General features: G+C 42.0%; 10 protein-coding genes and 1 tRNA gene. 5 read left to right on the forward strand and 6 right to left on the reverse strand.

Annotated elements, in window-relative coordinates:
• Positions 1–173: 173 nt before the first annotated feature.
• From F7C14_RS05615 to priS, 5 genes are read right to left on the reverse strand one after another with little or no spacing between them, the layout of a single operon-like run.
• Positions 174–797: an N-glycosylase/DNA lyase gene (locus F7C14_RS05615; protein WP_367114342.1), complete on the reverse strand. Its 624-nt coding sequence runs from the start codon at positions 795–797 to the stop codon at positions 174–176.
• Positions 794–967: a 30S ribosomal protein S27e gene (locus F7C14_RS05620; RefSeq protein ID WP_012966269.1), complete on the reverse strand. Its 174-nt coding sequence runs from the start codon at positions 965–967 to the stop codon at positions 794–796. Before F7C14_RS05620 ends, F7C14_RS05615 begins: the two co-directional genes overlap by 4 nt.
• 4 nt (positions 968–971) lie before the next feature.
• A complete protein-coding gene (locus F7C14_RS05625) occupies positions 972–1,250 on the reverse strand; it encodes a 50S ribosomal protein L44e (protein WP_290900722.1) in 279 nt (92 codons plus the stop codon).
• The gene (locus F7C14_RS05630; RefSeq protein WP_290900724.1) at positions 1,247–1,792 is read right to left on the reverse strand and encodes a hypothetical protein; all 546 of its coding nucleotides are present in this window, start codon (positions 1,790–1,792) and stop codon (positions 1,247–1,249) included. Before F7C14_RS05630 ends, F7C14_RS05625 begins: the two co-directional genes overlap by 4 nt.
• A gap of 1 nt (position 1,793) precedes the next feature.
• On the reverse strand, positions 1,794–2,861 hold the full coding sequence (gene priS / locus F7C14_RS05635) for a DNA primase catalytic subunit PriS (protein WP_290900726.1): 1,068 nt from the start codon (positions 2,859–2,861) through the stop codon (positions 1,794–1,796).
• 302 nt (positions 2,862–3,163) lie between these two features.
• Between priS and F7C14_RS05640 the strand changes: the two genes are divergently transcribed.
• From F7C14_RS05640 to F7C14_RS05650, 3 genes are all read left to right on the forward strand, one after another.
• The gene (locus F7C14_RS05640; RefSeq protein ID WP_290900728.1) at positions 3,164–4,138 is read left to right on the forward strand and encodes a CoA transferase subunit A; all 975 of its coding nucleotides are present in this window, start codon (positions 3,164–3,166) and stop codon (positions 4,136–4,138) included.
• Positions 4,135–4,932, forward strand: coding sequence for a CoA-transferase subunit beta (locus F7C14_RS05645; protein ID WP_290900730.1), 798 nt, complete (start codon positions 4,135–4,137; stop codon positions 4,930–4,932). Before F7C14_RS05640 ends, F7C14_RS05645 begins: the two co-directional genes overlap by 4 nt.
• 286 nt (positions 4,933–5,218) lie before the next feature.
• On the forward strand, positions 5,219–5,890 hold the full coding sequence (locus tag F7C14_RS05650) for a hypothetical protein (protein WP_290900732.1): 672 nt from the start codon (positions 5,219–5,221) through the stop codon (positions 5,888–5,890).
• 220 nt (positions 5,891–6,110) lie between these two features.
• Here the strand turns inward: F7C14_RS05650 and F7C14_RS05655 are convergent.
• A tRNA-Leu gene (locus F7C14_RS05655) sits at positions 6,111–6,194 on the reverse strand.
• Between the two features lie 455 nt (positions 6,195–6,649).
• Here F7C14_RS05655 and F7C14_RS05660 point away from each other — a divergent pair.
• Positions 6,650–6,853, forward strand: coding sequence for a histone family protein (locus F7C14_RS05660; protein ID WP_012966277.1), 204 nt, complete (start codon positions 6,650–6,652; stop codon positions 6,851–6,853).
• Positions 6,854–6,925: 72 nt separating this feature from the next.
• Entirely contained in the window at positions 6,926–7,447 is a 522-nt protein-coding gene (locus tag F7C14_RS05665; protein WP_290900735.1) for a tRNA (cytidine(56)-2'-O)-methyltransferase, read from the forward strand.
• Positions 7,448–7,457 lie beyond the last annotated feature (10 nt).

The raw sequence follows: 7,457 nt of genomic DNA on the forward strand, positions 1-7,457 counted from the left end.
TGGTCTTTTTCTTAACCTCGTACTTCATTTTGTCAGCGTGAATGAGTAAAAGCTTCATGGTTTTTCGGAAGAGAATTTGAATTAAATATTTTGCTGTTCCTTGTTGGGAAGATTCTCCTTCCAGCTTTTAGCTTCATTTCCAACCCTTTGCAGATCTCAGCGATTTTACGATTTCATTTCAAAACTTTTCCAGTCTTCATGTACCAGAGATAGAGATCGAGTTCGCCAAGAGATAAATCGACTTTTTCAGCCAGATCCCTCATCTTTCCTTCTATCTCCAAATACCTCCTCCTCGTTAAAGTCTTCGGTTTTTCAATAATTCCGTGCTCGCTAAGAACACTCAAGATGTGCCTGTCAAGAATAGCCAAATTGAAGTACCCAACGTTCCTCAGAAAGTGACTCGCCTCTTTGTAGCCTATCCCCTTCACATTCTTCACGAGCCACTCCCTTGCCGAGAACTCTCCCAGATCCGTTACTATTTTCTTTAACGATTCTGCATATCTCCTCGCTTCGACTATGTATTCTGCTCTCTTTGAGTAAAATCTGTGACCGAAACTTCTCAACTTTTCTCTCAACTCTTCTAAGCTCATGGTCAGAAAACCCTTTTCTCCGAGCTCTTTCTGAATTCTAATTCCGAGTTCCGCTGAGCTGTTGGCTGTGAGAATGCAAAAGCAAAGCTCGGAAAACCATCTTTTAGAATCGCTTTTTTGAACTTCTAAAAACTCCTCAATTCTTTTTTCAACGAGCGGAGATATTTCCCTCTTGAGAGAATTAATTTTTAAAATTAAAGAGTTTATCCGAGAACCTCCAGAACTTCGGCTTTAATTTTACCTTTCCCTCCAGTTGGCTCAGCTAAAGTTCTCCCGCAGATAAGACATTTAACAACTGTAGATGGCCGATCGAAAATCACCTGCTCGTTCTCACAATCCGGACACTTCACCCTCAAAAATTTACTCCTCGTCTCCATTTAATCACCCCACCAGTTCGAATCTTTTTACTCTCCAGGTGGGGCGGTGGTGAGCTTTTCCGCATTCGGTGCATCTCCACCTAATGTTAACTCTTTTCGTAGGCTTGTCTCCTCCGGGAACTTTGCTGAACTTTCCAAGGTTACCTACCTTTCCCCTCCTCTTCTTCTGTCTGTTAATCCATCTTAAAGCGCTCTGCTTACCCTTGCCCACCTTCTCTATTTCGTGAATCGTGTGCTTGTTACAGTATTTGCAGTAAGTCCTAACCTTCTTTGGGTACTTCATCTTTTCACCTCAATTTTTTCGGCTATTCCACTCTTTATGAGGCTGTTAGCGTTGAGTTTGGGGACTAATACAACATCCTCCCTTCTCAATTTATATGTTTTTCCGTCAACTCCTTGGAATTCTGGTATGTCCTGCTTTATTCTCAAAAGAACGTAATCTTTCTCCTCTATTTTTTCCTCTTCAACCCTCCTTTCAAGAAGGAGTTCTTTGAACTTTAAAATCAACTCTTTCAACTTCTCAAGGAAATCCCTCTCCACCTGAATCAGGTTTTCCCTCCCCTCCACACCGCTCTCCGTGTTGCAAACCTCAGCCCAAGCCAACCTAATGATTTTACCCGTCCTTGCTTCGAAAATCTTTTTTTGGATTTTTTTCAACGTCCTGATTTCGTCTTCTATCCTCAAAATTTCATCTTCGGAAGCTTTACCTTTCATTTCTTCCAATTCAGCAATTCTCGCTTTTAATTTTTCGTAGAAGTCCTCGTCTATCTTTTCTATCGAAATTCTGCTTTTCTCCGCCAGTATCATTAATTCGTCGATGTCCATACTACCAACCGTATATTGCTACTCCCCTACATATTAAGTATATCGCAACGAATTCCGGAACCTTAGCTTTACCCTTTTTTAACCTGAACTCCTCCTCTTTTAACCTGAGCTTCACGTTACTTTTAACCCTTATCTTAACAAAATCGTCTTCGAAAACTACCGCATCTCTCGTCGGTTTGAACTCATCGATTTCATCCCTGCTAACTTTGCAAACTTTTAATCCTGTTTTTCCGTGGAGAGAACCGGGCAATCTTATAAGCCTTTTCACGTCAGCTGTAACAGGAGGGTCAACGTGAATTCTCACGCTTTCAGCCGCTTTATTGAAAAGTCTCGTAAGCCCTTTCTCAAGAGTTTTTGGAAAGTAATCGAAGTTAAGACTCTTCACACTCTCAACAACCTCTTCAGCGGCTGCCAAAAGCATTTTTTCCCTTCTCTCAGATATATTCGGGAAAAGTTCCCTGATTTTCCCTTCTTTTAAAGCTTTATCGATCTCGTTAGCCATTATTTCAGCTATTCTGTAGCTTTGTCTTGACTCTGGCAACTTCCTCGAAAATTTGAAATCGGTCAAAGAAAGATAATCCACGATTTCCCTCCTCTCAGCGGAGGACAACTCCAAAAAATCCTCATCGTGAACGTGCAAATGATAACCTCTGCTTCCAGAAAAAACGATTTCCATATCCTTGCATCCAAAATCCTCTTCAAGAACGTCGTAGAGCATTTTTATCTGCCTTTTAGCTTCTTTCAAACTTCCGTTTGGCAGATGATCTGCATCAATGTCGAAAATCAGATCAGCCTTTTTCCAACCTTTAGCCTCCATATTTTCAGCATCGGGCTTTTCGTAGTAGGCTGAAGAATAGTAGATGTGAAGAGGGACGTTTTTCAAAATGAAGCCTTTTAGCTCGATGTAACTGTCGAAAGCTATGTGCCTTCTCATTATAAAGTCCGGTAAGGATTCAACCTCCACAAACGCCCACTCTCTCTCCCAAAGTAATCGTGGCTCTTCAACATCGTTCTTCGAGTAGTACTCAAGAAACTTCGCTTTTAAATACTCTTTAGTCAGAGTGTCCACAAAGACATTTGGTTAAGAGCTAAAAGAACTTTGTTCAAAAGAAATATATAGCAAGAAAAACTGTTGAATCGAGTGGGAGTTTTAGCGATAATTCTGATTCTGCTCTTGAGAAGCTCGCAAAGCTAATAGAAGGAGCGACAACCTTTCTATCCTCTCGCTAAGCTACATCAAGGGCAGCGGTATCGATCCCATTTTGCTCTCTACGTTTCTTACCGTCTGATAGTCAGATGAATCTTTACTTTCTTTTTCAATCTCAAAATCGTTAAATAATTCTCCGAAAGAGTTTCATCTGAGGTGATTGAATGCAAATAGAGATCCTTAGCAAAGGAGAGGCTGAATTTCACTTTATCGATCCTGACGATTTTAGAGAGTTTGTCAGGGACAAAAAGACAAGGGACTGGAAGGACAAACTCATGGACGAAAAGGAGGCGATAAAAAAGTTCGTTAAAGACGGAGATTATCTGGCTTATGACTTCTCAAGTCTCACGAGAGGGCCGCAAAGCCTGATAAGGGAGGTAATCAGGCAGAGGAAAAAGAAACTTTGGATCTGCGCGAAGTTCACCTTACTTGAAAGCGCTCTGCTTGCTGGAGGGGGTTGCGTAGAGAAGATAGATGTCGGCTTCCTTGGTTTTGGGGAGTACATAGCCAGAAAAGTTGAAAGCGGAGAGGTGAAAGTATACGACTGGAGTAACGGTAGCATAACCTACAGACTTTTAGCTGGGGCGATGGGAATTCCCTTCATCCCAGCAAGAGATTTGCTCGGCACTGATACCTTCAAGAAATCCGGAGCTATAGCGATAAGGGATCCTTTCACGAACAAGCCAGTGGCTTTGCTTCCGGCTTTAAATCCGGATGTCGCATTAATCCATGTGCAGGAAGCGGATATCTACGGAAATGCGAGAGTTTACGGGCCTACTGTGGCGACGCTTGAAACGGCAATGGCTTCGAAGAGAGTGATAATCTCCGCTGAGAGAATTGTCGAGACGATAGAGTTTAGGAAAGAGCCAAACATGACGATAATCCCTTACTACTTGGTCGATGCTGTTGTTCACGCCCCATTCGGAGCTTATCCGGGAGGGACACAAGGCTATTACGAGATGGATGCTGAGCACTACATGAAAGTTTCCTCGATAAAAACAGAGGAGGAGATGCAGAAGTATCTTGAAGAATACGTTTACAGCGTTGATTCGCATGAGGAATTTTTGGAAAAGAGAGTGGGAATGAAAAAGTTGAAGGAGCTTGTTAGGAAGGCTGAAATTTTGGAGGGGTTCAGATGAAGGAGTTTACCGACACGGAATTTATGATCTGTCAGGCTGCAAGGCTACTTGAAGATAACAAAACCGTTTTCGTCGGCTGGGGAATGCCCCAAGTCGTGGCGTTGCTGGCGGAAAAGCTTTACACTCCGAACATAACTCAGATATTCGAATTCGGAGCTGTCGGGCCACAAAGCAGACTGCCTTTTTTGAGAGGTACGATGGGTGGTCCTCAGAACACTTATAGAAGCTTGCAGTGGTGCAGCATGGCTTTAGCCTTCAGCTACGCTCAGGCAGGATACATAGATTACGGAATGCTTGGAGCAGCCCAAATAGATAGGTACGGAAACATAAACTCCACAATGATTGGCGAAGATTACGAAAAGCCGAAGAAGAGGTTCCCGGGAAGTGGAGGAGGTAACGAAGTGGCAAGCTATTGCTGGAAGACGATAATCGTCATGAGCCACGAGAAGAGAAGGTTTGTGGAGAGGTGTGACTTCATAACATCTCCCGGTCACATTATAGACGGGAAGAGCAGAGAAGAGCTTGGATTGCCAAGAAACACTGGACCTTGGAGGGTGATAACTTCGAAAGCCATGTTCGATTTCGACGAAAAAACGAAGGAGCTTAGATTGATTGGCGTACTCAAAGGGTTTACGGTAGAAGAAGTCGTGGATGACATGGGGTTCAAACCGAAGATTGCTGATGAAGTTGTGGAGCTCGAACCTCCTACTGAGGAAGAGCTGAGAGTTTTGAGAGAAGAAATAGATCCCTACGGTTTGATAATCAGGAAAGGGAGAATTATAAAGCTCGATTGATAATTTTTTAATTTCTATCAACTTTTAGCTGATACGCAACTCTGAGGAACTTCGAGCTTGAGATTATTTAAAGATCTTTGTCAGCATCGTTAATTTTAGTCTATTTTTATTAAAATATTAAATCAAAATTTAAAAAGATTATTTTAACTTCAAATTCAGAAAAAGTTTAAATTGCGAACATCAATAAAAATTGTTTAAATAGTTTTGTTTCACTTATTTTTAACTTTAAACTTTGTTGCATGTTAGCAAGAAAAAGCTTTTATTTACGAATTCGTCCGTAAATTTGATGTTCGAAGCCTTCGGCGAGGCTTTGGGAATCCTGCTGGCGTTAATGTCACTAACCTCTCTGAGCATAGCTTTCGGGCACAGCGATGTTAGAGATTTTGTGAACCACCGTGTAAGCAACGCTAAAACCCACGGAGTAATACTTCTTTCTCTTCTTGCTTTACTACTGCTTTTCGGGGTTTTAGCATATTTAACCGGAAATAACTCTTTATCCTTAATAGGATCCTTGGCTTTAGGCGTGGGTTTGCTTTACTTCGAAGTCTGGGACATAAGGGAGTTCTTGAAAAATACGTATAAGCCAGCATTAAAAAAGGACGTTATAGATGTGGTGATTTACTCCGCTGTAGTGTGGCTAATCTCCAGACACATCGAAATCCCAGTTGAAGTAGCTATAGTGATCTCCGTCGCTCTCGTGCTTATAGCTTACTACTACTCTTTCAGCTTGGGAGAGTACATCAAGCTCTACAAATCCGTAGTCCTCCCCATAGACATCTTCCCAACTTACGTTGGATCGAGAGTTTTCTCGCTCCTCTTTGCTATACACATCATGTCACACGGTTTGTTCTCTTTACCGTTTACGACGGTCATTCTAACGGGCTACGCCGTTCTGATGTATTCCATGCTTCAGGCAGCAAGAAGAATTGGGGAGCTAAAAGCAAAGTTTTCAACTTAATCGCTCTCTATTGCTTCAGATTGATCGTCTTCAGCGAATTATGTGCTCAGAAAGAATAGGGACCTTAACGATATCGCTGATTAGGTTGCTAACAATTTCAAAAGCTTCGTTTAAAAGAATGAGGAGAATTACCAGCTTAAGTCACACCACACTAAAACAACTCTATTCTCCGACAAGCAGGGATTCAAGCGTTGTGAGGAAAGAAATAAGTAAACGAAAATGCGGGGGGAGGGATTTGAACCCTCGTACCCCTACGGGACCGGCCCCTCAAGCCGGCGCCTTTTCCTGACTCGGCAACCCCCGCAGCAAAAATTGTTGAGAGCGACTGCTTTATTACGCTTTCGGTCTGTCAGTTGGTTGAGGAAAAAGCCTTATTTGGTCATTAAATTTTTTTACCTTCTCAACCACCCGAAAGGTAGTATTGATTAACTTGCCTGAAAATTTTTCGCTTTTAAAACCTAATGAAACTATTCAAGCATCTACTGCATTTACCGAATTTCGCCAATGCGGATAAAACTCGTGGAAATTATTTATTTAAAAATTTTAATAATTATGCTGCTTTAGTAAAGAGACTCGACTCGTTCTAAGCACGAACAAATACTACTACCACTACCACTTACAAATTTTTATTCCATTCCACCCCAAACATCGAATGCTATCATGTTGCTTGACTGAGTCCAATATCAACACAGCATCAAGATCACAACAGGATAAAAATTATATACCTCCTATTACACAGATAGTTACCGAGGTGATAGTATGGCTGAGTTGCCACTTGCACCAGTAGACAGATTGATTAGGAAGGCTGGTGCCGAGAGAGTGAGTGAGGAAGCGGTAGTGAAGATGGTTGAGATCCTCGAAGACTACGCTCTGCAGGTTGCAAAGAAAGCTGTGGAAATTGCGAGGCACTCCAAGAGAAAGACGATAAAGGCTGAGGATATCAAGGTCGCTCTCAGCATGTAATTTTTCTTTCAAATTTTTATTTTTAAAAGTTAACAATTAAAGCTTTTATCCGAAGGCTGTTGATCTCTTTTTGTGGAGGTTTACGTTCTTCGTCTCGGTCACAGACCGGAGAGGGATAAGAGAATATCAACTCACGTTGCTTTGACGGCAAGGGCTTTCGGAGCGAAGGGAATTTACTTCGACAAGTTCGACGAGCACGTTTTTGAGAGTGTGAGGGATGTAGTAAAAAGGTGGGGCGGAGACTTCTTCATCGAGCACGCTAACTGGAAGAAACTGCTTAAGGAATTTCGGGGAACTAAAGTTCACCTAACTATGTACGGAATACCATTAACGGAGAAGATTGAGGAGCTGAAAAAGAAGGAAAAAATTTTGGTTATCGTTGGTGCGGAAAAAGTTCCGGCTGAGGTTTACGAACTTGCAGATTACAACATTTCCATAGGCAATCAGCCTCACAGCGAGGTGGCTGCCTTAGCAGTTTTTCTTGATAGGCTTCTCAACGGAAAAGTTTTCAAACTTAGGTTCGAGGATGCGGAAATTGAGGTGGTTCCTTCCGATAGGGGAAAAATTGTTAGAAGCAAGAAATTTCAAAAGTGAAATGAAAAAA

Origin of the sequence: Ferroglobus sp. (assembly GCF_015521575.1) — an archaeon.
In the GTDB taxonomy this organism is placed as follows: domain Archaea; phylum Halobacteriota; class Archaeoglobi; order Archaeoglobales; family Archaeoglobaceae; genus Ferroglobus.

What these genes read in the sequence shown, in the direction of transcription:
- F7C14_RS05630 (WP_290900724.1), bottom strand. Translation starts at nt 1,792, where the DNA reads ATGGACATCGACGAATTAATGATACTGGCGGAGAAAAGCAGAATTTCG.
- F7C14_RS05660 (WP_012966277.1), top strand. Translation starts at nt 6,650, where the DNA reads ATGGCTGAGTTGCCACTTGCACCAGTAGACAGATTGATTAGGAAGGCT.
- F7C14_RS05620 (WP_012966269.1), bottom strand. Translation starts at nt 967, where the DNA reads ATGGAGACGAGGAGTAAATTTTTGAGGGTGAAGTGTCCGGATTGTGAG.
- F7C14_RS05650 (WP_290900732.1), top strand. Translation starts at nt 5,219, where the DNA reads ATGTTCGAAGCCTTCGGCGAGGCTTTGGGAATCCTGCTGGCGTTAATG.
- F7C14_RS05625 (WP_290900722.1), bottom strand. Translation starts at nt 1,250, where the DNA reads ATGAAGTACCCAAAGAAGGTTAGGACTTACTGCAAATACTGTAACAAG.
- F7C14_RS05645 (WP_290900730.1), top strand. Translation starts at nt 4,135, where the DNA reads ATGAAGGAGTTTACCGACACGGAATTTATGATCTGTCAGGCTGCAAGG.
- F7C14_RS05640 (WP_290900728.1), top strand. Translation starts at nt 3,164, where the DNA reads ATGCAAATAGAGATCCTTAGCAAAGGAGAGGCTGAATTTCACTTTATC.